The organism is Cysteiniphilum sp. QT6929 (genome assembly GCF_030035755.1).
Classification (GTDB): Bacteria; Pseudomonadota; Gammaproteobacteria; order Francisellales; family Francisellaceae; genus Caedibacter; species Caedibacter litoralis.
Genome location: NZ_CP103983.1, coordinates 575,913 through 600,860, shown reverse-complemented (window position 1 = coordinate 600,860; position 24,948 = coordinate 575,913). Strand labels below are relative to the sequence as shown.

Genomic DNA, 24,948 nt, shown 5'->3' with positions numbered 1-24,948 from the left:
ACGGGAGCGGTATGACTATAGTATTGAATTGAATTTTTTCAACTGATTTAGAGCAGGCATTTATCGTGTTGTTCTATCGGTAATAACTGCTGTTGTCATCACCCCATTAACATTGGTGGCAGTTCGTCCCATATCAAGAATGGGGTCAACGCCCTGCACAAGCGCGATAATATTAAATGGTAACCCAAGCGTTGCAAAAGTAACCCCCGCTGCAATAAAGGCAGTACCTGGGATGCCGGAGACACCTAATGAAGCAATCATATTAATCGCACCGACTAGTAGAATGATTTGCCAAGTAATTGGCTCACCCATAATCGTTAGGGTCATCACCACAAGCATCGCTGGATAAATACCCGCGCAAGCATTCATGCCAATTGTAGCGCCTATGCTTGGTGTGAAGTTTGAAACACTTTCAGAGAGCTTTAAGCGATTACCTAAAGCATCCATGGTTACCGGTAATGTGCCAAAGCTTGAACGTGTGGTGAAGGCAACCAGTAATGCGCGCCAAACATTTTTGTAATAATGAATTGGATTAACACCGCTTAGAGTAATCAATATGGTATGCATAATAATAACAATAAGCATGGCAATATACATCGCAGCAATGAAGTTAATCATTTGCATTAAAGTTGTTAATCCGTGATCAAGTGTCATTTGTGTCATCAATGCAAAGACACCATAAGGTGTCAGAGCAATAATCATATTGGCAAGCTTTTTGGCAACAAAAAATGCTGAGTGAATAAAGCTAATAAAAGGGGCTGCGATTTCTTTTTCCTGTTGATGAAGCTTTAACGTGGCAAAGCCAATCAAAGCGGCAAAAATAACAACGGCAATGACATTATTATCTGCCATTGCCGTGACTGGGTTGCTTGGTAACATGCCGGTAATCGTATCCACAAGGCTATGTGCTTCAGGGGTGTTTAAAGCACCAGAGAATGACATGCCAAAGCCAATATGCATCCATGATCCGACCATTCCGCCAATAACTGCACTGATACCAGTAAGAAGCAGAATAATGACAACCGCCTTTGTCACCATTTTAATCAGATAAGATCCTTGGTGATGACGCAGGTTAACGATCGCATGGATAATGGCAGTTAATACCAGTGGGATAATTAACATCTTAAGTAAGCTAATATAAGTATCACTAACTAAATTTAAGAGACTATGCAAGGTGTCATCACCACTATTTTGATTTAATAGCCGTAAAATAATACCAAAGGCAACACCGATGACTAAAGAGGCGACGGCACGAATGTTAAAACTGATTTTATAAAATTGTGCCAGTGCCAATAGGATTGATATCAGCAAAAAAATAGTTGTGATCACGTAGAGGGCTCCGTATGGTTGTAAAATGATAAAGATAATCATTGGATAATGATAGGCGAGTTGTTGGACGATAGCAAAACAAACAGTCGATATATTATTTATTAACAGTATAAGAAAAACTGATTAATGAGATGGGTCAGTTATATGTGCTATTGATCGCTTGTTTGGCTTGACGATAGCGCTTGATGTAACCAATCAATCGTCCAACAAACAGACCACTACATATTCCCGAGACACTGAGACTAATAAGACTAAAAGTAAATTGATCAGCAAGCGCGGGTTCCAATGCAAGCTTATAGTTTACGTCGTATTTACTGATAAAGATGATGACCAATAACACGAAAGTGAACCAACCACCATGAAAATGGATAGATTTGTTGTTGACGATCACATCATATTTACCGTTTAAAGCAATAATTAGTCCAATACCAATGCCAATGAGTATAGCGATAATCCAGATGATAATATTGGTTAATGTTAGCGGAAATACACTAATTAAGGTATCAAGTGACAATAAGGTAAAAATAATTGGGATAATGGATAGTTTCGTTAGTGATACCGTGCGCGGCTTAGTCGCTTTGATGCCAATCACAAGACAGTAAATAAAAATCAGATAAACCCACCATGGGGTATAAATAAGCATGGTCCAAAAACTAATTGTCGTTGTGTTCATTGATATTACTCCTTTAACTCGTTTCACTTAATTCTAGTTAGTTTGCTAAGCCATTGGGTGCGCTCAATATTTCAAATACTAAAGAGGTGTGGCGATCAGCAGAATAATCAGCAAACCAATCATCGTAAGGGTAAGCATAGCCGCGAAAGGCATTGGCATGAATATTACTAACATAACTAGAATTAGCGCCAGTTGTACATGTTGCCGGTGTGTTGTAAGCACCAACGCAACCATATTGCTGAAAAATATTAGACGTGGGACCAAAGGCAACACTAGCTACTGACCCTGGGCTATAGCAGCCAGCAAAGCTTGATGATGATGTCGCAATAAAATTAGTACTGTTGAACTGTGGTTGCTGAGCTTTCATACCGCTATCAATGGTTTGGCATAATTGCTCCAGTGAAATATTTGACGGGTTTAATGTGGATGCAGGGATTTGTTCATCAAAATAAGATACTGCCTGTGTGGTGTCACCTAGTGCAAAATCATAAGTAAAATAAGTTCCTGCTTGAGGGTAGAGCTTATAGCGTGTGTTATAGCCATTGACCATTGAAACATCAATATTTGCTTGGTTGTGAATATCCGTAAGTGCAGGATAGGTGGCTTCTAAAAGTGTGGCATATTCACCATATGTGCCATCACTTACATTGCGTGTATCAATACTAGCCACTTGAAAATTATAGGATGTTAGGCCCACATCAGGAATGGCGTAGTTATAGTTTGATTGTGCATTTACTGTGAATGAACTTGTTTGACCACCGCCGGTAACTTTTATGGTAACCGGTAACGTGAGATTATTCATAAAAACAATTTGTCGAGGGGGATACGAGGGAGGTGTTGGTGTTACTTGTGGGGTAATATTTGGTAGTGTCCCAGCTGCATAAGAAACATTAAGCTCATTACCGCTTAGTTGAGGCGTGCTAATTCCAGGACAGCTGCCAGAGACAGTATTTGATTGAGACATCGTCAACTGACAACCTCGGTAAGTTCCATCGCCATTAGGCGTGATGATTTGGAAAGTACCATTTGTATTTGTTGGCATTAAAAAAACCGGTTGTGCCAAGCTTTCAACATAAGCAATTAATTTCTGACCTTGATAAACATAGCTTGGCAAAGGCGTGCCGGAAGGGAAGTTTAAGCGCCAGTAATTGGTAGTTCCTGGCTGTGGTGGGTTGACTTGGATGCTATATGCTTCCACTTGAAGGCTATTACCAGATTGATAACTTTGATTATTATAGCTAGCAGTTGCTGATAGTGAGGCTAATAAATTAGTATTTGTTGTATTACTGTCTTTTACCGTAAATATGCATTGATTAGCAGTGGTTTGTGTATTAACAATTTGCAGATAGGCGCTAGCATCTCCTGAAATATTCAATGTGCAGTTTGTGATGCCAGTACCCTGAGTGCTCCCAAGATTGGAAAAGGTCGCTGTATAAGTATAGCTTTGGTTGTAATATTGATTGGTCGTGCCAGTGAGTGAGAGTGCAGTGGTTGATGGAGAGCTACTACCGCCACACCCAAAGAGGATTAGTGAAAATGCACCAATTGTGGCTAGGGAAATTATTCGTGTATTGCGAATCATCAAAAACTCCTTGTGCGATGACTTTAGTTAGTATAGGCAAGTATGATTCTAGCACCAATTTAAATATTTACGAGGTAAGCGCAATTTTAAATATGGTGTCCCGAGCAGGAATCGAACCTGCATCTAGCCCTTAGGAGGGGCTTGTTCTATCCGTTGAACTATCAGGACAAAAAGATGAGGTGATGATGCCTGAAAAGATCAGCATATTCAAGTGGAGTAGCTATATAGAAACATTTAAACATTAATTTTCTTGAACTAAGCTTGTTTTGGTATTTGCAATTTGTAAAAGTTTTCAGTATCCTCGCCCAGAGTTATGTAGAAAAATGTCAGAAATGCGAATGAATACGTTAAAAAATACGACTCATAGCATGGATGGCTTTAATTTTTTGGAGGTATCTATGGGATCTGTAGGTTCGTGGGCGGTTGTGTTTGCTCCATTAGTCGTGATTATTGGTTTGTCATTGGCAAATTACATTAAAAATAAACCTTAAACAATATAATTGAGTACTAAAAAGACACTAGAAGTAAGGGATATAAATACTTTTAGGTCGTTTTAGTCAATAGTCATTTTGTTTAGCTAAGTAAAATAAAAGGGGTAGGGGATGACGGTTTTAGTTATTGTATTTGTGCTGTATATCGGCATTATTTTAGGGCTAGGTATTTGCTCATATTTTTACACAAAAAATCTACATGATTATATGCTCGGTGGACGTTCATTAAGTGGCCCCATTGCCGCTCTAGGAGCTGGCGCTTCTGATATGAGCTCATGGTTGTTACTTGCGTTACCAGGGGCTGTCATGCTTAATGGTTTAAACCAGATCTGGTTGCCGCTTGGCTTATCATTGGGTGCTTACTTAAACTGGCAGTTTGTCGCTAAGCGCTTGCGTGTTTATACTGAAGTTGCCAATGATTCAATTACGATTCCATCGTATTTTGAAAACCGCTTTATGGAAAAAAGTGGTATGCTGCGCCTGCTCAGTGCGCTAGTGATTTTGATCTTTTTTACTTTCTATACGGCATCAGCATTTGTTGCCGGAGGTTTGTTGTTTGGTTCAACCTTTAAAATTGATTACACCACAGGTCTTTATATTACTGCATTGATTATTCTGGTTTATACCTGTGTCGGTGGCTTTTTAGCGATCTCATGGATTGATTTTTTCCAAGGGGCTTTGATGTTTATTGCTTTGATTATCGTGCCGGTTACCGTATGGGTGCATATTGGCAGTTTATCTGAGGCATTACACACTGTTTCTCAGCAATCACCGGTATATTTAAATGCCTTTAAAGGCACAAGTATTATTGGTGTGTTATCACTCTTTGCTTGGGGGTTAGGTTATTTTGGTCAGCCGCATATTCTGGTGCGCTTTATGGCAACTAAGAGTGCGAAAACCATCCCGCAAGCGCAGTTTATCTGTATGACGTGGATGTGCGTGGCACTCATTGGTGCAGTATTTACTGGGCTTTTTGGTATTGCATATTACGCACCACATACGCTTAAAAATCCTGAAACGATTTTTATTGTATTAGCAGAAACATTATTTAATCCATGGGTGGCAGGTGTGTTATTAGCAGCAGTTTTATCAGCAACGATGAGTACGGCTTCAGCACAGCTTCTGGCGTCTTCAAGTGCTGTGGTTGAGGATTTTTATCACAAGTTTATTCGTCCGAATGCTAAAGCCAATGAAATGCTCATTATTAGTCGCATCATTGTCACTGTAATTGCTATTATTGCAGTGCTATTGGCGCTTGATCCTAAAAGCTCGATTTTAAATCTTGTGGGATATGCTTGGGCAGGACTAGGTGCATCATTTGGTCCGATTATTGTGTTGTCACTTTTCTGGAGACGCATGAATTTAACTGGCGCTTTTTGCGGTATCGTTGTTGGTGCATTAACTGTCATTATCTGGCCTTATTTAAAGAGCTTGGGTGGCATTTTTGAATTGTATGAATTGCTCCCTGGCTTTGTCTTTGCCTGTATTGCTATCTATGTGGGTAGTGTCTTGAGTAAAGCACCAAGTGATGCGATTTATCAACGCCATCAACAAATGCTTGATCATCTATAAGTACTAAGCAATGGCTTATTGGTCATCATGGATATTCAGCTCATGCCCGAACATGACGACTTGCAGTTATTCTCGGACTTGATCCGAGAATCTAAAAAACACCTGATAATATGTGTATAGGCACTTATGACTTGAATTTAGGAAATATATTTAGTTGATAACTTCATTGATTTGATGATCACTAGTGATCTCTTTCTTATCATGGATGTACTTATTCAAAATTGGGCGTGATAGCCACATGATTGCGGCAATAATCAAGGTAACAATACCGATTTGTGCAAACACCCCTGTATAGACATGGAGACTTTCCAGTGTGCTTAATGTCACACCACTTGGTGGAGAAGTCATATTACCAACAAACGCACCTAGTGGACCCGCTAACATTGATGTTAAGAACCAAATACCCATAACAAAGCCAGACATGGCGCGCGGGCAAAGCTCAGCAACCATGGCAACACCTAAACCAGAAACTAACAATTCACCGGTAGATTGCAAGGTATAAGTTAATACCATCCACCAAGGTGAGGCAAGACCTGTTTCAGCAGCAGTAAAACGTGGTAAATAAAGCACTAAGAAGGCAAGACCACACAATGTCATACCAAAGCAGAATTTTGTAACGTGCGTTCCTGGTAGTTTTCTATAAATCACAGCCAAAATAGGTGAGGCAATAATAATTACTAGTGGGTTTAAAACTTGGTAAGAAGCTGCAGGAATTGTCCAACCAAAGAGGTTGTTATCGATATTGTGCACAGCAAAAAATGTTAATGAAGTAGGCATTTGGTTGTAAAGAACAAAGAAGACAATCCCTTCAAGGATCAAAAGAAATGCGATAAGCATACGAATGCGATCAGAGCCTTTTAAGCTTAAGGCGGTTTTTAAGAAGTATAAGAAACCACCTGCAACAACAATGTAAACAATCGTGTAACAAATTTCTGTATGCGGTAGCAGTTTACCAAAAACAATAACAGCAACAATTGATGCAACAATAATGGTGATCAAACGACCGAAAATCATTGGTTTTGCGCCTGCTTCGGTCGATAGAGAGCCTAAGACTTTATAAAAGACAAAGTAGTTTAAAAGACCAAGTAATAAGCCAAAAGCACTGATCCAGAAGGCTGCTTCCCAGCCAAAAGCTTGTGCGGCAACTGGGGCAATTAGCATAGAAACGAATGAACCTAAATTGATTGCCATATAATATAAGGTCATCGCACCATCTAAAGCAGGGTCACCTTTTTCATATAACTTAGAAATAAGTGATGATGGATTTGCTTTAAACAGCGCATTACCGACAATAATCCCGCCAAGCGCGTAAAATATCGTGCCCTTAGTTGACATTGCTAATGCAACATATGAAATAAGTAAAATAATGGCGCCGAGTGCAACAGTACGCTTGGCACCTAGGTATTTATCACCAACATAGCCGCCAACCCAAACAAATCCATATACAAAGGCTGAAAAAGAGCCAAAAGTATAAATACTTAGCTCTTGGCTAAAGCCTAAGTGACTTACAAAGTAGAGTGCTAAAATTGCTTGGGTTGCATAATAACCAAAGCGTTCCCATAATTCGATTCCCCAGATTACCCAAAATGGTTTGGGTAGTCCTCTAGAGGCAATAACCTCATTTGACATGTAGTTTCTCCCGTATTTTTAATAATATGTAGAATCGGAAGTTATACCCACCGCAAACTACTTTGCAACTAACCACCGCAAAATGATTCACATGGGTATATAACAAGAAATCAATAAAGTTACAACGCCTCATAATTAGTGATAATGCATCGTAACTCTCTAGATTATATAAGTTTTAACTTCTTCCGCTCTGGCAGTATTTATAAATCCTTTTATGATTAAAATCAACTGAAAATAAGTAAACAAGTGTAAATTTACTTCATTTTTGAGTGGCTTTATCATTTGATACATTTTGTATGATAACTTTTAGTACTGTTTTTGCTGTTTACTGTAATTGTATTACGAGAGTTGCTGTGTTTAAATGACGGTGCAGATCACGCTAACTAAAATAAGGAAGTTCAATGGATAAACAATTAACATTAATATTAAGAGGTGTATTGCTAGGCAGTTTGATGGTGACAGCTGTATTTGCGGGTGCCAAAGTACCTAATGAGGTGTGCAAAGAGGGTGTGTGTTCACTGCATTTGAAGAATATGTACTTGTCTTATCAGTTGCAAGCAGATAAAAATATCAAGTTTACATTAAGTGCCAAGACAACGGGATGGGTTGCCGTCGGATTTGGTGTTAACAATACGATGGTAGATGCGATGATGGTGTTGGGATATGTTGATGCCGATGGTAAAGTGCAGTTATCACAGGAGTATGGGGTGAAAGGACGTCCACCACACAAGAGTGTTATATCTTTAGGCGGTACGCCAGAGGTTAAACTGATTTCAGGCAAAGTGGAAAAAGGGCAAACAACCATTAGTTTCACACTGCCAATGACGCCATCATCTGCTAAATATAATTATACGTTTACTCAAGGTGAAGATATTCCCATCATTTTGGCTTATGGCAAAAATGGCGCAAAGAATTTCACTAGTTATCATCAGTATCGCACTAGTGCGGAGATAAAGTTGCCTAAATAAATTAACTTGCCCAAGTATCTCTAAGATTAACAATTTGATTAAAGACAATATTGCTAGCGCTATGCTCAACTTGATCAGCACAAAAATACCCTAAACGATTAAACTGGAAACGTGTTTCGGATTCAGTTTGTGCTAATGAAGCTTCAAGCTTGGCATTGTTAATAACCACTAAAGAGTGTGGATTTAAGCCTTGCTCTAAATTGTCTAAGGCAGCGGGGTTTTCACAGTTGAACAAGCGATCATATTGTTTGATTTCAGCATTGATGCAATTATTAGCATCTACCCAATGGAGCATCCCTTGTGGTTTGATACCATCATTTGGTTTTTTGCCACCTAGTGTTTCTGGTAAATAGCGACATTTCAATTTGGTGATATGACCCAAGTGATCTTTTTCAAGATCATAGCATTCGATCACATAGGCATTTAATAAGCGCGCACGTCCATTTAAAGAGAGCTTTTTATGACCTTTCTCTAATTGTTCCATAAAATCGTCTTGTTCAATATAAATACGATTTGAAATGCTAATATCTCTGCGTCCAAACTCAGGGTTTTGTGGATGATTCGGGACATTGAGTACTTCGTTTGCTAGATTATCGATTTCAACCAATAACGGCTTTAATACGGCATTGCGACGTTCAGCTGTTTGATTTAGATCATCACGAATGACCTCTTCAAATAAGCTGTAATCAGTAATGGAGTCTTGCTTTGAAATGCCTACAAGATCGATCAAACGACGAATAGCAGCAGGTGTCACACCACGGCGACGTAATCCGCGAATGGTAGGCATTCTAGGGTCATCCCAGCCAGAAACAAGCTTGTGTTCAACAAGATATTTTAATTTGCGTTTGCTGGTAATGGTGTAGTTTAAATTCAAGCGTGAGAACTCAATTTGCTGTGGTTTGTTCTCAAATCCACACTTTTCAACAACCCAGTCGTACAATGGGCGATGATCTTGAAACTCAAGCGTGCAAAGTGAGTGAGTGATGTTCTCAATGGCGTCAGAGGCAGCATGCGCGAAATCATACATAGGATAAATACACCAAAGCTCCCCTGTATGCGGGTGAGTTACTTTCTTAATGCGATAAAGTGCTGGATCTCGCATATTTATGTTACCGGCACTCATGTCAATTTTAGCGCGTAAGGTGCACGTACCTTCATCAAAGAGGCCTTGACGCATTTGTTCAAATTTTTGTAAATTTTCTTCAACACTGCGTTGGCGATATGGGCTATCTTTACCGCTTTCAGTTAGTGTGCCGCGGTGAGCGCGCACTTCATCTGCTGTTAAGTCACAAACATAGGCGTTACCCTCTGTAATTAGCTTAACCGCTAGCGCGTAGAGTGTTTCAAAATAGTCAGAGGCGTAGAAAAGATTATCTCCCCAGTCAAAGCCAAGCCATTTGACATCTTCTTTGATTGCCGCAACAAATTCTGCTTCTTCATTAGCTGGATTTGTATCATCAAAGCGTAAGTGACATGGTCCTTTTTGGTAAGATAATGCCAAGCCAAAGTTAAGGCAAATCGATTTGGCATGGCCGATATGTAAGTAGCCATTAGGCTCTGGTGGAAAGCGTGTAATCACCTTGCCATGAGTTTTATTGTTAGCAAGATCGCTATCGATAATATTACGTATAAAATTGGTCTTGTGTGCAGTTTCAGACATTGTTTACTCGAGTTTTAATTTAGTTAACCGCGCCATTGTAAAGTGCTTTATCAATGAGCTCAATAGCAAGCTTAGTAAAGCGAATAAAATTTTGATAAAGTTGGTTAGAGTGGGTTGTTCATTTTTCTTTGGCATATTATTATATTTATGCACAAAATAATGGAGAATTTACAAAAATGCTACTTGATCAGTTGAAAAAATGCGGAATTAATGAAACAAAAGAAATATTCCACAATATTTCTTATGAAGGCTTGTATGATCATGAAACATCAACAACTGCTCAAGGGTATGAAAAAGGGGTTGAAACAGCTACTGGTGCTGTTGCGGTGGATACGGGTAAATATACAGGGCGTTCACCAAAAGATAAATTTATTGTTGAAACGGCTGAAGCCAAGAAAAATGTTTGGTGGGCAAAAGATGGCTCAGACAATAAGCCATTGTCTCTTGAAAGCTGGCAGCATTTAAAAACATTGGCAACGACACAGCTTAATGATAAAAAACTGTATGTTATGGATGGCTTTTGTGGTGCTAATCCTGAAACACGATTATCTGTGCGCTTAGTGACTGAAGTTGCATGGATGGCACATTTCTTTAAAAACATGTTTATCCGCCCAACAGCAGATGAGCTTAAAAATTTCACCCCAGATTGGACAATTTTAAATGCGTGCAAAACGAAATGTGAAGATTATCAGAAATGGGGTTTAAACTCAGAAACCTTTGTGGCATTTAATATTGCTGAGCGTATGACTTTAATCGGTGGTACATGGTACGGTGGTGAGATTAAAAAGGGTATTTTCTCGATGATGAATTACTTCTTACCATTGCAAGAAATCGGCTCTTTCCATTGTTCTGCAAATGTTGGCAAAGAGGGTGACTCAGCACTATTCTTTGGTTTATCAGGTACGGGCAAAACAACATTGTCTGCTGATCCAAAGCGTGAACTTATCGGTGATGATGAGCATGGTTGGGATCATGATGGCATCTTCAACTTAGAAGGAGGGTGCTATGCTAAAACCATTAACCTATCTAAAGAAAATGAGCCAGATATTTATCATGCGATTCGCCGTAATGCGTTGCTTGAGAATGTGGTTTTAAACGATGATAAAAGCATTGATTTCGCATCAAATGTAAAAACTGAGAATACACGCGTTTCTTATCCTATTTACCATATTGATAATATTGTTAAGCCTGTATCTAAGGCAGGGCACCCAACTAAGATCATTTTCTTAACCTGTGATGCTTATGGTGTGCTACCGCCTGTATCAAAGCTATCGATTGAGCAGGCAATGTATCAGTTCTTATCCGGTTACACGGCAAAAGTTGCCGGTACTGAGCTAGGCGTTAAAGAGCCAACAGCCGTATTTTCATCATGCTTTGGTCAACCATTTTTATTACTTCACCCAACAAAATATGCTGAAATTTTAGGTAAGAAAATGCTTGAGCATGGTGCCAGTGCTTATTTGGTTAATACCGGCTGGACGGGTGGTGGCTATGGTAAAGGGCACCGCATTTCGATCAAAGATACACGTGCAATCATTGATGCGGTACTTGATGGTTCGATTGATCGTGCGCCATTACGTAAAGATGAAATGTTTGGTTTTGAGATTCCGCAAGCTTTGCATGATGTTGACAGTAATATTTTAAATCCACGCAATACGTGGACAGATAAAGCTGCCTATGATGCTCAATATCAGAAGCTTGCTGAGATGTTTGTCAATAACTTCAAGAAGTTTACTAATAATGACTTAGGCAAAAAGTATGAGCAATACGGCCCAAAGTCTGATGCCTTGGTTTAATTTATAGCTTAAATCAGGGAACAAGTAGAATAAAACCCCACGGGCGTGAGCCCGTGGGGTTTTATTTAATATCTATTGGGTCGATATCAATGGTAATTCTTACTTTCTTACGCGCAAGCTTAATGTCGTTAGTAACAGCGTTTAGCAGTTGATGCAGCTGTTTGCGTGTACCTGCTGTCAGCATCAACATAAAGCGATAATGTCCTGCTTGTTTGATATTAATTGCAGGCAACACATGCGAAATTTGACAGTGTAATTTTTTTTGTTCATTACAGTTTACAAGTGCATGATTTAATTGTTGTAAGGCATGTGTGCAAGTCTGCGTCTTACTTGCTTGGGCATAAATATATGCCTGATAGGAAAAGGGCGGGTAGCTAAGAAGCTTGCGTGTTTCAAGGCTATGCTCTAAGAATTTCTTATAATCAGCCTGTAAAATCAGTTGCAATATAGGGTTATCTGGTTGATAAGTTTGAATGTAAACATCTCCTGGCTTACTTCCTCGTCCTGTTCTACCGGCGACTTGAATAATCAATTGCGCGGTTCTCTCAACCGCATGAAAATCTTGACTGTAAAAGCCTGCATCGGCATTGATAATACCGACAAGGCTGACATTTTGAAAGTCATGCCCTTTGGCAATCATCTGTGTGCCAACGATAATATCGATATGTTGTGATTTAATGTCATTAAGCACATCTTCAAGCGCACCTTTTTTTTGCGTTGAACTGCGATCTAGACGCGCGATATTAGCTGTTGGTAAAAGGGCGCTTAATTCATCTTCGAGTTTTTCAGTACCTTGTCCGATATCTGATAAATTATGTGATTGGCAATTAGGGCATTGCAGAATAATTTCACGTGCTTTGCCACAAAAATGACATGCCAGATGCTGTGGTTTAGTGTGTAAGGTATACGGTTTCTCGCATTGGTTGCAGTTAGCACACCAACCGCAATCTTGACAGATTAAGCTATGGGCAAAACCGCGACGATTAATAAATAATAGGACTTGTTCATTGTTGGCAATCGTCTGTTTGACTTTATCAATTAATATCGGACTCAGGCCAGCTTGAGTTTTACTTTTCTGCAAGTTAATAATGTGTACTTGATTGCTAACTTGATTCAATGCGCGATTTTTTAAGGTCAATAAATGATACTTGCCATTTGATGCATGATAATAACTTTCTAAAGATGGCGTGCCACTACCTAAGATAATCGGAATATTATATTTTTGCGCTTTGACAATCGCAATATCGCGCGCGTGATAGGTAGGAATGTTTTGTTGCTTATAAGAAGCGTCATGCTCTTCATCAACGATAATCATGCCAAGATTTGGTGTGTCAAATAAAAGACCTGAGCGTGTTGCGATAATAATATTGATCTCAGTATTTTGTACTTTAACAAACAGCTCAAAGCGTGCCTGATCAGTCAGTTGCGAATGAATAGCCGCAATAGGTTCATTAAAGTTTTGCTCAAAGCGCATCAACGTTTGAGGGGTTAGGTTGATCTCAGGCACTAAAACTAATACTTGTTTGCCGCTTTGAATCACAGGCTTAATCGCTTCAATATAGACTGCTGTTTTGCCACTTCCCGTCACACCAAACAGCAAAAAGGTTTTAAAGTGATGAAGATGCTGACAAATCGCATCAACAGCGCTTTGCTGTGCGTTAGTCAATGTGCGCGGTGTTATTGCTGTTGTGGCGTGAGTTTTTGGAAAGAGCCTATGCTTTGATTGTGTAATGATATTTTTGCTGATAAGTGATTTTATGGTTGATGATGTTATCTCATGACTGATAAAGGTATCATGCGAAACACCACCATGTTCACGCAATAATGCTAATGCTTTATGCTGTTTATGTGCATTTTTAGCAGGATTAAAATCATTATGATCAGCGTTATTTAAGGTATAAATAATTTGTTTGGCGCATTCGGGTTGTTCTTTTTGCAAATAGTGTTTGGGTAGTGATAATCTTAAGCTTTGATACAACGTGCACTGATAGTAATTGGCAAGCCATTTAATCAGATCAATCGCTGGTGTTGATAGCAGCGTCTTATGATCAAGTACTTTAACAATGGATTTAAGTTTATCTTTGGGTAAGCTAGCTTTAGGGTTGATTTCACTGATGACACCAATCACCTTACGTGTGCCAAGTGGGACAATAACACGAGTGAAAGGCATTGCTGGTGTCGCCACAGAATAAAGATAATCAAGTCCATCAGTAAAGGGACCATGCACAAGAACGCGAACAACAGTCATAAATGTTATTTTTTGATCATACGATTAATGAGCATAGCAATAAGGGTAATGAGGGCACCAATAGCCAAGACATAAGCAGGTGCCATTAAGTTGCCACTGGTTTTAATGGCAGCAATAACAATCGTTGGCGTTAAACCACCAAAAACAGCAAAACCTAAATTATATGCAAAACCAATGCCGCTATAACGTACATCTTGTTTGAAAGCATCAATAAGCATTGCGGGGATATTGCCCCAGCATAACGCGCAAACAATCGCACTGATGACAATCGCAACAAAGTAAATATCTTGGTTTTGTGTGTAGATGTGATAGATAAAAAAGCTGGCAATTATTGTGATGATAGTGGTTAATAATAGAATCACTTGTCTATTGATTTTATCGGCAAAAAAACCAACGATGATACATAAAACTGACAGAATAATAACGCCCAAGCTATTAATCCACACAAAATTTTTCAAATGCAAGTTAAGAATAGTGCCAAAATACGCTGGAAGTAATAAAAATAAGGTCACAAAGCATAATGCACCGAATGAGACAATGATGGTGGTATAGACTAAGTTCCAGCCATGGGTGTGCAAGACTTTGGTAATTGGTAAAGCGTATTCTTTTTGGATAAAGGGTTGAAAGTCCTCAATATCCATCAATTGTTTACGTAGGTAATAAGCAATAAAGCCAAAAATGCCACCCAAAATAAAGGGCACACGCCACACATGCATAAGCATTTGCTCATGGCTAAAAAATTGCAATAAGAGTGCTTCAACAATAAAACCAATGGCGACGCCTGAGATTAAAAAACAAAAGACAAAACCCGTCATAAAGGCTTTTTTATCCGGCACTGATTCACTGACATAGGTAATGGCACCTGGGATTTCGCCACCGACAGAGAAGCCTTGGGCAATGCGACAAATCACCAATAAAATAGGCGCTAACATGCCAACGCTTTGATACGTTGGTAGAATGCCAATGACAAACGTTGATAATGCCATTACCAAAATTGAAATGGTAAAGGTCTTCTTGCGCCCATATTTGTCACCAAAATGTCCAAAAATAATGCCGCCAAATGGACGCGCAAAATAACCAACAGCATAAGCACTAAAGGCAATTAAAAGCGAGTTAATTGCTGAATGTGTCGGAAAGAAAAGCTGTGATATATAGCCAGCAAGGAGTGCGTATATGATGAAATCATAAAACTCAAGCATGCCACCTAAGCTTGATAACCATAGAATTTTACGTTGATTTTTATTAAGCATATTGATTGATCTGTCCATATTCACATCGGGGTTGCCTGATTCTATCAATGAAATTTTGGCAAGACTAGAGATAAATTTTCTTTTATGTCGAAAGTTTTGACTATACTGAAGTCGTATCTTAAGTAGCTATGCAAATATTATTAGGTGTTTTTTTTGGATTCTCGGATCAAGTCCGAGAATGACCGCTAACCGTTATATTCGGGCTTGACCCAAATATCCATGACTACCAATAAACCATTGCTTAGATGCTTACAAATTAAAGTTATAACCAACAGATAAAAGGATAAGCAATGAAACGGATTATTCACTTAACTGATACCCATTTAGGTTATGAAAACCTATCTTCAGTTATGCGTGATTTAGTTACACGCATTATTTTTACCAAGGAAAAGGCGGGTGATTATATTATTGTCATTACTGGCGACATTGTCGAGGATGCAACAAAGGATGGTGCTTATGATGAGGCCTTAGCACAGATCAATCGCTTAAAGCGCGCGGGGTTTCATGTGCTCGTGATTCCGGGTAATCATGATTACGGCACAGGATCGATTGGCTACAGTGGTTATGTGCCAGCATTTAAACAAGCTTTTTATGGCAGTATTGATGTGCAATATCCAATTAAAACGATTATCGATAATATTGCCTTTCTGGGATTAGACTCAATGGCAGAAGAGCTTCATTGGTATGATCGATTATTTGCCGAGGGGCAGTTGGGTGAGGCGCAATTACAGCGTTTAGATAATTATTTAAGCCATGATGAAGATGTTAAAAATGCAGAATATCGCGTGGTTTATCTGCATCACCATCCCTTTTCTCCCTGTCCATTTCATCATTTAAAAGACTCAGATGATTTAGGTAAAATACTTAAAGCACATAAGATTGATATGCTTTTGTTTGGTCATAATCACGATGGTTTAGTGTGGAGTGGTAAATGGGGGATCCCACGTGTTTATGATGGCGGGACATCTACTGGTAAACAAGGCAAGCCATCACCACATCGTGTGATAGATTTATCAAAGCATCCGGCATTTGATTATGATGCTAAGTTCTAGTTATAAGCTCAGTTATTGATGGTCAACCAATAATGTTTTGCGTATAGTATCTGCCATTCATCATGACCAAGAAAAATCAAAAATAATAATGAAAATTGCAATTATGGGGGCAATGCCCGAAGAGATTACACCAATTCTTGCTGAATTAGATACTTATGACACCAAAAAATATGCCAATAACACCTATTATCTAGGACGCTATCATGGACATGATTTAATTATTGCCTATAGTAAAATTGGTAAGGTATTTTCAACCTTGACCGCAACCGTGATGATTGAGCATTTTGGCGCGGAAGTTTTGCTATTCTCTGGTGTCGCAGGAGGCGGCTCAGCAGATGTGCAAGTTGGGGATATCGTTGTTGCCACACAAACAGTACAACATGATATTGATATCACCGCATTTGGTCGCCAAAAGGGCGAAATTCCAGGCAGTAAAGTGTTTATCGAAACTTGCCAGCGCTTAACATCAAAGTTAAAGAAAGCGGCAAATACGCATGGTATTGCCTTAAAGGAAGGTGTTATTGCAACAGGGGATCAGTTTATCCATAGCAAAGAAGTGAAAGAGATGATCGTAAAGCACTTCAATGCGCAGGCGATTGAGATGGAAGGAGCCAGTGTTAACTTAGTGTGTCATGAGCTTAATATCCCTTGCGTGGTATTGCGCGCTATCTCAGATACAGCAGATGGTCAGGCAGTGGATGATTTCCCACAGTTTGTTGAGAAAGCAGCTAAGCAATCAGCCACACTTATTTTATCGTTGGTAAGGTTGTTATAAGGTATATAAAGATACGGTTTTAGAAAGTAAATAGTTAAACAAGGTTTCTTTTAGCATGAAACACATTCATATATTAGGTATTTGTGGCACGTTTATGGGTGCTTTAGCGTTACTAGCGCGTGAAAAAGGTTATAAGGTCACAGGCAGTGATCAAAATGTTTACCCACCGATGAGCAGCTATCTTGAGTCTCAAGGCATTAAGCTTATATCCGGTTATGAGTATGATATTGAATCATTTAAACCGGATCAGGTGATTGTTGGTAATACGATGCGCCGTGGCATGGCGATTGTTGAATATTTATTAAATAGCGAGCTTGAGTATTTTTCGGGCCCTGAGTGGCTTTATCAAGAAATTCTCAAAGATAAAAAAGTCATTGCCATTGCTGGCACACATGGCAAAACAACTACCACCTCAATGGTGATTAAACTGATGGATGATGTGGGATTAAATCCAAGCTTTCTGGTTGGTGGGATTACTCAGGACTTTGGCGTATCATCGCGCTTAACGGATTCGGAGTACTTTGTGATTGAAGCCGATGAATATGATACGGCATTTTTTGATAAGCGCTCGAAGTTTATGCATTACCATCCGGATATATTAGTCATTAATAACCTTGAGTTTGATCATGCCGATATTTTTAACTCAATTGAGGATATTTATCGCCAGTTTCACCATCTCATGCGTCTGTTACCTGGCAGGAGCACGATTATTTACCCTGTGCATGATACACATATTGATAAGCTATTAGCGATGGGCTGTTGGTCTGAACGTTGCCTGCTGCAAGCTGAGCATGGACTTGATATTAAGCCTTTACTTCAAGACTATAGCCAGTTTGAGATTATAGATCATAATAGAACACTTAAGATTAACTGGGCGCTATTAGGTGAGCATAATGCTAAAAACGCGCTATCAGCGTATGCGGTTTTAAAAACACTCGGTGTTTCATTGGATAAAGTGACAGAGAGCTTTAAAAACTTCAAAGGGGTCAAGCGCCGTCTTGAATGCATTGCACAAAACGATCACTATGCCATTTATGATGATTTTGCTCACCATCCAACGGCAGTAGCACAAACACTCAAAGCCATTAAAGCACGAGCTGGTGATAAGGAAAGAGTCGTCGCAATTTTAGAGCCGCGCTCAAACACGATGAAAATGGGTGCGCAAGAATCAGCATTAATCAATGCACTTCATATCGCCGATGAAATCTGGTTTTATCAAAACAGTGTGATGCAATGGCAAGCGGCATCGTATGTCAAAGATAACTTTCTGGTGTTTAATCATGTTACCGATATTATTGAGCATTTCAAGCAATCACAGCCCGAGCGCTTTACCCATTACGTCGTTATGAGTAATGGCGCTTTTGATGGGTTGCATCAACAGTTAGGTGCACTTGCAAAGCGAGGTATTCAAACAGAAAAATTGCGTAATTTCAGTTAATAAAAAGTAAGAAAAACGAGAAAGGATTATGAGTAAAACAACTGAGAGTAAAGAAAGTAAAGAGAGTAAACTCATACGTTATCAAAATTATTTAAATCAAGATCCTGATAATGTAGCATTAATTATGGACTTGGTGCCAATATATCTTCAACATAACCATCTGATTCAAGCACGTCAGTTATTGGATAAGCTTGCAACCTTAGCATTAAGTTTCAACGAAACCTATCAATTAGCTGTGTGGCATTTACAAATGGGTGAGTTTCCGCGGGCGATTGAATTATTAGCTAGTCTGTATGCGCATGATCAAAGTGATAAAAATATAAGTTTTACACTCAGCTTTTGTTATTTTCAAATAGCGCAATATTCAGATGCACTTAAAACCTTTGATGAGGGTGGATTGGATACATCGCCAGAGCGTCAGCATATTATCTTAAAAGCACGTATTTTACATGCCTTGGGTGAGATAAAAAATGCATTAAGCATATTGGAACAAAATAAAGAAACAGCGCAAGATGATGCAGAATTTTGTGGTGTGTATGCGTTATTATATGCTGATGTAAATCAACTGCCACGCGCACTGGTTTGGATGAAAAAGGCGCTAGCTATAAATCCTATGCAACAAGAAGCATTATTGGTTGAAAACTATCTGACTTTACATGAGCAGGATGCACAAAAAGCGTATCAACAGGCAAAAGCACTTATTGAACTTAATAGCAAAAATGCACGTGCCTGGATAAATTTTGCGACGGCTTACATGCTGCTTGGTGATCTTGTAAAAGCATATCAAGCTTGTGATCAAGCAGTATCATTATTTCCCGAGTTTATTGGTATATGGCAGCTTAAGGCGTGGTGTGAATTAATGCAAGGGATGTTCATAAATGCCAAACAAAGCTTTACTAGAGCCTATAAGTTGGATCATAACTTTGCCGAAAGTCATGGTGGTTTGGCAATTATTGCTGTACTTGAAGCAGATAGTGATCTAGCCAATAGTTATATTGCGACTGCTAAGAAGCTTCATCCACACAATATCAGCGGGAATTATGCCGAAGCATTAGTATTGCAAACACAAGATCCAGTAAAAGCACAACAAAAAATAAATGAGATTAAAAAATATATTCCAGGTGTTGATCAGCAAAAATTTGATCTATTGGTACAACAATTACAAGCAAGAAACAACAGAGCTAACAAGCATTTAAATGATGCGCATAAGACTAAAAATGTAAAAAATCAGGTTAAATAAAATCATGGATATATTTGATACAGAAGAATCAATCTCATTGGCGATCAACGCAAGTTACAGAGGGGATAAAGAAAGTGCCATTCGCTTGTTAAAATCTGTGATAGACAATGAGCCAGAGAATGCACAAGCATATTTTTTATTGGGCGCTGAATACGCGGAATTACAATTGCTGCACAAAGCCACAAGCTCAATGCAAAAAGCGCTGCAACTACAACCAGATATGATGATTGCCGTATTTCAATTGGCAGTTATTCACCTATATATGGGTGATACAGCTACTATGGCACAATATACACAGCGATTAACCAGCGAGATGATGGATGGGCATTATTTCCATTATTTTGGACAAGGTCTTAACGCATTGGCAAATGAGAATTTCACACAAGCATTGGATGATTTAAGCAAGGGAGTTACCGTAAACAAGGAAAATCCAGCATTAAATCAATATGTTGAGAGTATTGTTAATGCCGTTGGTAAGATGAATCAACCTAATACAAAGAGTGAGTTGCTACAAGAAAATAATAAGAATAATAATAAGGAAATAGGGCGGTTGAATGTCTTGCAACTCCTTGAAAAATATCAAGACTGGTCGTGTTAATGAAAGCTGCCAACTAAGGCATTGATTACAATATCCCAACCGCTAATAAGCACAAATAGTAATATCTTAATCGGTAATGAAATAGTTGTTGGTGGCAGCATTACCATCCCTAGCGACATCAAAATTACAGCCACAAGTAAGTCAACCAATAAGAACGGTAAAAAGATAATAAAGCCAATTTTAAAAGCGGTTTGTAGTTCGCTCAGCATAAATGCCGGAATGAGCTTGTATAATGGGATGTCATCTGCTGTTTTAGGCTGAGCACTGTGAGAGAGTTTTAAAATTAATGCCATGTCATCTTCTTGCGTTTGTTTGATCATAAAAGCACGTAATGGTGTAATGGCTTTATCTAAAGCAGGCTTTGCTTCGAGCTTCTCCTCAAGATATGGTTTGGCTGCTTGTGTGTAGATTTGGCTAAATACCGGTGCCATAACAAAAAAGGTTAAAAATAACGATAGGCTGATAATGACTGAGTTAGGAGGTGTTTGCTGTAAACCAAAAGCATGTCGTAACATCGATAGCACAATCACAATGCGCGTAAAAGCAGTCAACATGATCAAAATAGAAGGTGCTAATGATAATACTGTTAGAAGTGTGATAATTTGTAAGCTAGTACTGATCTGTGTGTGATTTGATGCACTACTTGATAAGGATAGATTAAGTCCTGGGATTTGAAGTAAATCGTTGGCTAATGCATGCTGAGACCATAGGGTGAAGCTTATGGCGATAATAAATAAGCAATATCTTTTCATGATGTCACACCCTGGTGCTCACTCAATGCTTGAATCGTTAGCATTTGTGCATGTTCAGCAACGAGAAAAGGTTGATTATCGACTGTTATGTGATAAAGCGTTGTTTTGGCACTGAGTTTGCGTTGTGCGTTTAATGTGATGTCACTTTGCTTTGCAGTATGCTTTAAACGATTAAATCCTTTTTTGCGTTTAAGATATAACAAGATACAGCTAGCAATAGCTAATAGGACGAATAATGCAATATATACTCTAATTAATGCTGAACCATAATGTTGGCTTTGTGCGAAAGGGATAGCATCATCAGCCCAAGTTAATTGACTGATTGCAATCAATAGCAGGATGTAATGGGTTAGTTTTTGCATTATCGATCAGCAACCTTGGTAATTTTAATCGCAAAGTTTTCAGCAACAGTGACCAGTTCGCCTTCAGCAATACAATGTCCATTTAGCATGAGCTTAAGCGGGGCATTAATAGGCTGGTCTAATGCAATGATGGTATCTTTTTTGGCAGATAACAGTGTTTTTACTTTAAGATTTGCTTGCCCTAGCACAGCGGTTAATTCAACGTCTAATTCATCCAACAGGGTCAAATTGTTGTTTAATACAGTATTTTCACTCATTAATTTTTACTCTCTTTTTTCTGTTTTAAGGTTGTTACATACTTTCTCTATTTCAACACCCCGCCTCGCAAGCTCGGCACCCCTCTTGTAAAGAGGGGAATGTAAAGTCACCTTTGCCTAATTCCCCTCTTTACAAGAGGGGTGGCAACCGAAGGCTGACGGGGTGTTTTAAACTTAGAATTCTACTTAGCTATTCAATAACGACAATGCCTTATAGCCATTATCGGCAATAAGCTTGGCTTTGAGCTCGTTTGTGCTATTTATCTTAAGCGTCACCGGTGAATCAAAATGATGCTCCGTGGCAATAACATCACCGATGTCTAAATTTTTAATTTGCTTAAGTGTCATGTGTATGGGGTCTAATGTTGCATCTATTGTTATCTCACAATCCGTCATGGCATGCGTGAGCTTGGTCAAGGCGCTATTTGCTGCAGTTGACAAGGGCAAAAGAGCATAAAAATGCACTGAGCTTAGATAGATACTAAAACTAAAGTGCCCAAAACAGGTGCGAGCTTTAATGGTAAGCTGCAAACAGTCATCCAAAGGGGGATTGGCTGAAGTCATATCATTACTGTTACTTTTTTGGTTGTTATTAAAAATAACTTGGTATAAGTCATCTGCCACATGCTCACAAAACAGTTTAATTTTGTCATTATTTGTGGGTTGATGATCAAAAACAGCATGGAATATTTTACTTTCTTCAGATGGGTTAAAAATAACCTGATTTAGCACGAATGACTGATCTAAAAGCGTAGCGGCTTTTATAGCCGTAGTATCAAGTGTAAATTGCTCAAGCATAAACCAGCGTTTAAGCCAAGTGTGGATGATCGTGTGATAATGTGTTTTAAGTAGTTTAAGACGATTATCTGACAGTAGAACAAATGTATGAGCCATTACATGCCCCCATTTTTATATAAGTTTTCAAGCATCTGTTTTTCCACCTGCATCACTTCAGAGCATGCCTGAAACATACGCTGATAAACGATAATATCGGCAAACTCGGTGCTTGGATCAACATTGGATAGCTCAACGGAGTTTGTTTTGATCTGCCCAAAGCCATTGACTCCTGCCTGTGATAGCTCAGGTTTTGCATGATCTGTACTGACAAATAAATTGCCACTGATTTCGTTTAGTGTCGATAAATCGCTAAAATTAGCAAGGGCAATCAGATCGGATTTGCGTGTCTGGCCATTGCTGTATTGATAAACCAGTTGACCATTGCTATCAAACTGACAATCCATCAGCTTACCAACACCAAAACCATCATCTTTTGTTTTTTCAAGCTTACTGTCATTATTGCCAGGTGTTAACGAGTTATCAATCTGGGTAACTCCTTTACTTGAGTTTGGCTCACCAAAATTAAGCGTGATCGCTTGCTTTTGCCCATTGTCACTAACATAAGTAAAGCCGATTTTATTGAAGCCAAGCTGTGGTTGCCCCATCAGATCAAATTGAATTTCATCTTGTGATGTTATTTGCAAGGTTTTACCGTGCTCGTCTTTGATACTGATCTGCCAATTATGTGGCGTGGTGACGCCAGGTGTTGGGACATCTGATTTTTTAGGGGTTAGCAGAATGGTTAGTTGGTGTTCCTGTCCGTTTTGATCATAAATCGTAATGTTCTGTGAGATAGGTAAATACTTTTTATCAGAGGTATCACCACCTGGAGTTGGTGGTGTTGTGCTTTTATCTTCTTGTAAAGCTAACTTCCCAGATAACTCGATTTGGCTACTGGGCTTGCCTGGAATCTCACGTTCATCGGTAATACTGATATCTTTAAGTGCGCCATTTTTATCAAGCGCTTGTACATGCGCGCCATTAATCTTATCAACAAGTATGCCATTGTGGTCAAAGTCAAATTCACCATCGCGAGTGTAGAAAGTTTTGCCGTCTTTCTTTAAAACAAAAAAACCATTGCCATCAAGAGCAACATCGAGTTTATTGCCTGTTTTTTGAATTTGCCCTTGTTGATAGTTAACACTATTGCCAAGTGACTTAACTCCCTGAGAAGTTTGTTGCCCTAAATAGTCAGGATGCTCTTTGGTCAACTCACTAAAAAACTGTGTGCGCTTTTTATAACCATTGGTTTTCATATTGGCCATATTATTTGAGACGTTGTCCAAACCGCTACTAGCAGCTTGCATGCCACTTAGGCTGTTGTAATAAATACTGCTCATCTTGTTTCTATCCTATTTGTTTGGTCCATATACACGTGAAATATCACTTAATTTGGCAGTTAACACTTTTTGATTATCGCTACTTAGATTTAAAACAGGGTCGCCATCGACAAAGCTGACTGAAGCAACCTGATAAGGTTTCTCTTTATCCACACTTAGCTCGACCATTCTGCCCACGAGTGATAGTGCTTGGTTTGCCATTAGCATCTTTTGTAGATTCTCCACGCCAGTGCGCGTTTGTCGTGCTTCTTGTAATGCTGAAAATTGTGCCATCTGTGCCATGAATTCTTTATTATCAACCGGCTTGGTTGGGTCTTGATAATTAAGCTCTTGTAAAAAAAGCTTTAAAAAATCCATTTGATCAACGTTGTTCTGCATGGCGTTATTTGCAGTTGGGTTAGCTGAGATGGCGTTAATGCTATCGATAGACATGCCTTAATCCTCTATTTGTATTGAATTGATAAAGTGTATTAACTGACCGTTTATGTGGATATGGCGTGGTTGAAGCCCCATCTCTTTGGCAGTAACAATAATGTGCTGTTTTAACTTTTTAAGAGTATCGTCAGTAATATTTGCTTGTGTGCGCATACTAAGATCAAGTTGATTTTCGCTAATGTGAGCATGACTATGAAGCGTTTGATCATTTAACAAAGCTGAAAGGCTCTTATTGATTTGTTCAATTTTTTCAACTTTTTCAAGCTTTGGTTTTAATGAGTCAGCCTTAATAGGCTGAGAAGTTATATAGTTATCAGTATTACTAGTACTGTCATGCATTTTTAACAAGGTGTGTTGTGGTGGCATTATGCTTTGTTTGGTTTTCAGTAATTGTGTCGTAAAACTCAGCCTCGCATGTGTGCTCGTAAACGTAAGTGGTTTTTTTATCGACAAAATAGCTTCTTCTTGGGTGCTAGCTTGTTTTTTATGTGCTATGTTGGCTTTAGGCAATTCCTTGCACGAAGTATTTTCTTGATGAGGATTGACCAGTTGGAAAGATTGATCAAAACCTTGACGTGCATGAAGGTTAAAGAGCAGTGCACCGTTGTCATTTGTCGTTTGCGTCTGAGTATATAAACCCTTTTGATCATCTATTTTCATTTGC

At 38.9% G+C, this 24,948-nt stretch carries 23 protein-coding genes and 1 tRNA gene; 9 read left to right on the top strand and 15 right to left on the bottom strand.

Annotated features, from left to right (window positions below; translation table 11 throughout):
• Positions 1-60: 60 nt before the first annotated feature.
• From NYP54_RS02520 to NYP54_RS02505, 4 genes are all read right to left on the bottom strand, one after another.
• Positions 61-1,329 carry a cation:dicarboxylase symporter family transporter gene (locus tag NYP54_RS02520; protein WP_283157032.1) on the bottom strand — a complete coding sequence of 423 codons (1,269 nt, stop codon included), beginning with the start codon at positions 1,327-1,329 and terminating at the stop codon, positions 61-63.
• Positions 1,330-1,465: 136 nt separating this feature from the next.
• Positions 1,466-2,002, bottom strand: coding sequence for a DUF6622 family protein (locus NYP54_RS02515; protein WP_117003567.1), 537 nt, complete (start codon positions 2,000-2,002; stop codon positions 1,466-1,468).
• Positions 2,003-2,039: 37 nt separating this feature from the next.
• Entirely contained in the window at positions 2,040-3,584 is a 1,545-nt protein-coding gene (locus NYP54_RS02510; RefSeq protein ID WP_283157031.1) for a thaumatin family protein, read from the bottom strand.
• Positions 3,585-3,677: 93 nt separating this feature from the next.
• Positions 3,678-3,752 (bottom strand) — tRNA-Arg (locus tag NYP54_RS02505).
• 170 nt (positions 3,753-3,922) lie between these two features.
• On the opposite strand from NYP54_RS02505, the gene NYP54_RS02500 reads away from it, so the two are divergent.
• Positions 3,923-4,075: a hypothetical protein gene (locus NYP54_RS02500; protein ID WP_283157030.1), complete on the top strand. Its 153-nt coding sequence runs from the start codon at positions 3,923-3,925 to the stop codon at positions 4,073-4,075.
• A gap of 111 nt (positions 4,076-4,186) precedes the next feature.
• A complete protein-coding gene (gene putP, locus NYP54_RS02495) occupies positions 4,187-5,647 on the top strand; it encodes a sodium/proline symporter PutP (protein WP_283157029.1) in 1,461 nt (486 codons plus the stop codon).
• Positions 5,648-5,797: 150 nt separating this feature from the next.
• Here putP and NYP54_RS02490 read toward each other — a convergent pair whose 3' ends face one another.
• Positions 5,798-7,276 carry an oligopeptide:H+ symporter gene (locus NYP54_RS02490; RefSeq protein ID WP_117003564.1) on the bottom strand — a complete coding sequence of 493 codons (1,479 nt, stop codon included), beginning with the start codon at positions 7,274-7,276 and terminating at the stop codon, positions 5,798-5,800.
• Between the two features lie 401 nt (positions 7,277-7,677).
• Between NYP54_RS02490 and NYP54_RS02485 the strand changes: the two genes are divergently transcribed.
• The gene (locus NYP54_RS02485; protein ID WP_283157028.1) at positions 7,678-8,244 is read left to right on the top strand and encodes a DOMON domain-containing protein; all 567 of its coding nucleotides are present in this window, start codon (positions 7,678-7,680) and stop codon (positions 8,242-8,244) included.
• Between the two features lies 1 nt (position 8,245).
• Here the strand turns inward: NYP54_RS02485 and NYP54_RS02480 are convergent, their stop codons facing one another.
• The gene (locus tag NYP54_RS02480; protein WP_283157027.1) at positions 8,246-9,904 is read right to left on the bottom strand and encodes a glutamine--tRNA ligase/YqeY domain fusion protein; all 1,659 of its coding nucleotides are present in this window, start codon (positions 9,902-9,904) and stop codon (positions 8,246-8,248) included.
• 176 nt (positions 9,905-10,080) lie between these two features.
• Here NYP54_RS02480 and pckA point away from each other — a divergent pair, with 176 nt between their 5' ends.
• Positions 10,081-11,700: a phosphoenolpyruvate carboxykinase (ATP) gene (pckA, locus tag NYP54_RS02475; protein ID WP_283157026.1), complete on the top strand. Its 1,620-nt coding sequence runs from the start codon at positions 10,081-10,083 to the stop codon at positions 11,698-11,700.
• A 61-nt stretch (positions 11,701-11,761) separates the two neighbouring features.
• Here pckA and NYP54_RS02470 read toward each other — a convergent pair whose 3' ends face one another.
• The gene (locus tag NYP54_RS02470) at positions 11,762-13,948 is read right to left on the bottom strand and encodes a primosomal protein N' (RefSeq protein ID WP_283157025.1); all 2,187 of its coding nucleotides are present in this window, start codon (positions 13,946-13,948) and stop codon (positions 11,762-11,764) included.
• Positions 13,949-13,953: 5 nt separating this feature from the next.
• Entirely contained in the window at positions 13,954-15,198 is a 1,245-nt protein-coding gene (locus NYP54_RS02465) for an MFS transporter (RefSeq protein WP_349293366.1), read from the bottom strand.
• Positions 15,199-15,488: 290 nt separating this feature from the next.
• Between NYP54_RS02465 and NYP54_RS02460 the strand changes: the two genes are divergently transcribed.
• The 5 genes from NYP54_RS02460 (at position 15,489) to NYP54_RS02440 (ending at position 20,301) form a co-directional block, all read left to right on the top strand.
• On the top strand, positions 15,489-16,250 hold the full coding sequence (locus NYP54_RS02460) for a metallophosphoesterase (protein ID WP_283157024.1): 762 nt from the start codon (positions 15,489-15,491) through the stop codon (positions 16,248-16,250).
• 85 nt (positions 16,251-16,335) lie between these two features.
• Positions 16,336-17,025, top strand: a complete 690-nt coding sequence (locus NYP54_RS02455; RefSeq protein ID WP_283157505.1) for a 5'-methylthioadenosine/adenosylhomocysteine nucleosidase — start codon at positions 16,336-16,338, stop codon at positions 17,023-17,025.
• Between the two features lie 55 nt (positions 17,026-17,080).
• A complete protein-coding gene (gene mpl / locus NYP54_RS02450; protein WP_283157023.1) occupies positions 17,081-18,463 on the top strand; it encodes a UDP-N-acetylmuramate:L-alanyl-gamma-D-glutamyl-meso-diaminopimelate ligase in 1,383 nt (460 codons plus the stop codon).
• Positions 18,464-18,491: 28 nt separating this feature from the next.
• A complete protein-coding gene (locus NYP54_RS02445; protein WP_283157022.1) occupies positions 18,492-19,703 on the top strand; it encodes a tetratricopeptide repeat protein in 1,212 nt (403 codons plus the stop codon).
• Positions 19,704-19,707: 4 nt separating this feature from the next.
• The gene (locus NYP54_RS02440) at positions 19,708-20,301 is read left to right on the top strand and encodes a tetratricopeptide repeat protein (protein WP_283157021.1); all 594 of its coding nucleotides are present in this window, start codon (positions 19,708-19,710) and stop codon (positions 20,299-20,301) included.
• Here the strand turns inward: NYP54_RS02440 and fliP are convergent.
• The 7 genes from fliP to NYP54_RS02405 all read right to left on the bottom strand — a co-directional run bounded on the left by fliP (position 20,298) and on the right by NYP54_RS02405 (position 24,944).
• On the bottom strand, positions 20,298-21,053 hold the full coding sequence (gene fliP / locus NYP54_RS02435) for a flagellar type III secretion system pore protein FliP (RefSeq protein WP_283157020.1): 756 nt from the start codon (positions 21,051-21,053) through the stop codon (positions 20,298-20,300). The two genes, NYP54_RS02440 and fliP, sit on opposite strands and share 4 nt — an antisense overlap.
• On the bottom strand, positions 21,050-21,415 hold the full coding sequence (locus NYP54_RS02430) for a hypothetical protein (protein WP_283157019.1): 366 nt from the start codon (positions 21,413-21,415) through the stop codon (positions 21,050-21,052). The genes fliP and NYP54_RS02430 overlap by 4 nt, the downstream gene beginning before the upstream one ends.
• Positions 21,415-21,672 carry a FliM/FliN family flagellar motor switch protein gene (locus tag NYP54_RS02425; protein WP_283157018.1) on the bottom strand — a complete coding sequence of 86 codons (258 nt, stop codon included), beginning with the start codon at positions 21,670-21,672 and terminating at the stop codon, positions 21,415-21,417. Before NYP54_RS02425 ends, NYP54_RS02430 begins: the two co-directional genes overlap by 1 nt.
• Positions 21,673-21,858: 186 nt before the next feature.
• Positions 21,859-22,566, bottom strand: a complete 708-nt coding sequence (locus NYP54_RS02420; RefSeq protein ID WP_283157017.1) for a FliM/FliN family flagellar motor C-terminal domain-containing protein — start codon at positions 22,564-22,566, stop codon at positions 21,859-21,861.
• A complete protein-coding gene (gene flgF, locus NYP54_RS02415) occupies positions 22,566-23,849 on the bottom strand; it encodes a flagellar basal-body rod protein FlgF (protein WP_283157016.1) in 1,284 nt (427 codons plus the stop codon). Before flgF ends, NYP54_RS02420 begins: the two co-directional genes overlap by 1 nt.
• A 12-nt stretch (positions 23,850-23,861) precedes the next feature.
• Complete coding sequence (locus NYP54_RS02410; RefSeq protein WP_283157015.1) at positions 23,862-24,281, bottom strand: flagellar hook capping FlgD N-terminal domain-containing protein; 420 nt, start codon at positions 24,279-24,281, stop codon at positions 23,862-23,864.
• A 3-nt stretch (positions 24,282-24,284) separates the two neighbouring features.
• Positions 24,285-24,944 carry a hypothetical protein gene (locus NYP54_RS02405; RefSeq protein WP_283157014.1) on the bottom strand — a complete coding sequence of 220 codons (660 nt, stop codon included), beginning with the start codon at positions 24,942-24,944 and terminating at the stop codon, positions 24,285-24,287.
• Positions 24,945-24,948: the final 4 nt, after the last annotated feature.

Coding starts and splice junctions, on each gene's coding strand:
- NYP54_RS02515 (WP_117003567.1), bottom strand. CDS start 2,002: ATGAACACAACGACAATTAGTTTTTGGACCATGCTTATTTATACCCCA.
- NYP54_RS02510 (WP_283157031.1), bottom strand. CDS start 3,584: ATGATTCGCAATACACGAATAATTTCCCTAGCCACAATTGGTGCATTT.
- NYP54_RS02500 (WP_283157030.1), top strand. CDS start 3,923: ATGAATACGTTAAAAAATACGACTCATAGCATGGATGGCTTTAATTTT.
- putP (WP_283157029.1), top strand. CDS start 4,187: ATGACGGTTTTAGTTATTGTATTTGTGCTGTATATCGGCATTATTTTA.
- NYP54_RS02490 (WP_117003564.1), bottom strand. CDS start 7,276: ATGTCAAATGAGGTTATTGCCTCTAGAGGACTACCCAAACCATTTTGG.
- NYP54_RS02485 (WP_283157028.1), top strand. CDS start 7,678: ATGGATAAACAATTAACATTAATATTAAGAGGTGTATTGCTAGGCAGT.
- NYP54_RS02480 (WP_283157027.1), bottom strand. CDS start 9,904: ATGTCTGAAACTGCACACAAGACCAATTTTATACGTAATATTATCGAT.
- pckA (WP_283157026.1), top strand. CDS start 10,081: ATGCTACTTGATCAGTTGAAAAAATGCGGAATTAATGAAACAAAAGAA.
- NYP54_RS02470 (WP_283157025.1), bottom strand. CDS start 13,948: ATGACTGTTGTTCGCGTTCTTGTGCATGGTCCCTTTACTGATGGACTT.
- NYP54_RS02465 (WP_349293366.1), bottom strand. CDS start 15,198: ATGCTTAATAAAAATCAACGTAAAATTCTATGGTTATCAAGCTTAGGT.
- NYP54_RS02460 (WP_283157024.1), top strand. CDS start 15,489: ATGAAACGGATTATTCACTTAACTGATACCCATTTAGGTTATGAAAAC.
- mpl (WP_283157023.1), top strand. CDS start 17,081: ATGAAACACATTCATATATTAGGTATTTGTGGCACGTTTATGGGTGCT.
- NYP54_RS02445 (WP_283157022.1), top strand. CDS start 18,492: ATGAGTAAAACAACTGAGAGTAAAGAAAGTAAAGAGAGTAAACTCATA.
- NYP54_RS02440 (WP_283157021.1), top strand. CDS start 19,708: ATGGATATATTTGATACAGAAGAATCAATCTCATTGGCGATCAACGCA.
- fliP (WP_283157020.1), bottom strand. CDS start 21,053: ATGAAAAGATATTGCTTATTTATTATCGCCATAAGCTTCACCCTATGG.
- NYP54_RS02430 (WP_283157019.1), bottom strand. CDS start 21,415: ATGCAAAAACTAACCCATTACATCCTGCTATTGATTGCAATCAGTCAA.
- NYP54_RS02425 (WP_283157018.1), bottom strand. CDS start 21,672: ATGAGTGAAAATACTGTATTAAACAACAATTTGACCCTGTTGGATGAA.
- NYP54_RS02420 (WP_283157017.1), bottom strand. CDS start 22,566: ATGGCTCATACATTTGTTCTACTGTCAGATAATCGTCTTAAACTACTT.
- flgF (WP_283157016.1), bottom strand. CDS start 23,849: ATGAGCAGTATTTATTACAACAGCCTAAGTGGCATGCAAGCTGCTAGT.
- NYP54_RS02410 (WP_283157015.1), bottom strand. CDS start 24,281: ATGTCTATCGATAGCATTAACGCCATCTCAGCTAACCCAACTGCAAAT.
- NYP54_RS02405 (WP_283157014.1), bottom strand. CDS start 24,944: ATGAAAATAGATGATCAAAAGGGTTTATATACTCAGACGCAAACGACA.